Annotated in this window: 1 protein-coding gene; it reads right to left on the bottom strand. The window is 53.7% G+C overall.

Going from position 1 to position 339, the window contains the following annotated elements:
* Positions 1–128: 128 nt before the first annotated feature.
* Positions 129–339: sensor histidine kinase (locus RTW80_RS28065; RefSeq protein WP_409415330.1), on the bottom strand; the 211-nt coding region annotated here is incomplete at its 5' end.

The following is a 339-nucleotide window of genomic DNA, read 5'->3' as shown; positions in this document are numbered from 1 at the left end:
GTCGTGATCCCGCACAATTTATTCAGAGATGTCCAAAAACCGCGAGATTTTAACCTGACTGCCTGTGTGATCAATGGACTCCGCGTGCGGCGGGCAATTAGTTTGTAACGATTTGATAATATCGGCATTTATACCTGCATCAGAAAGCGCATTTTCACGCTCAGCCCACCCAGATTTTCACTGGGCATCAGCTGAAGATGACTGCGGTGCAGGCGGGCAATATCGTTAGCCAGCGCCAGGCCAATGCCGGACCCGGCGGCATCGCTCACGTTATCCAACCGATGAAACGGCAGCATGGCCTGGGAGATCTGGTCTTCAGCAATGCCCGGTCCGCTGTCC

It is taken from the genome of Escherichia sp. AM3, assembly GCF_032029835.1.
GTDB lineage: Bacteria > Pseudomonadota > Gammaproteobacteria > Enterobacterales > Enterobacteriaceae > Escherichia > Escherichia coli.
The sequence above is the reverse complement of the archived record's forward strand: the minus strand, read 5'-3'. Positions and strand labels throughout refer to the sequence as shown.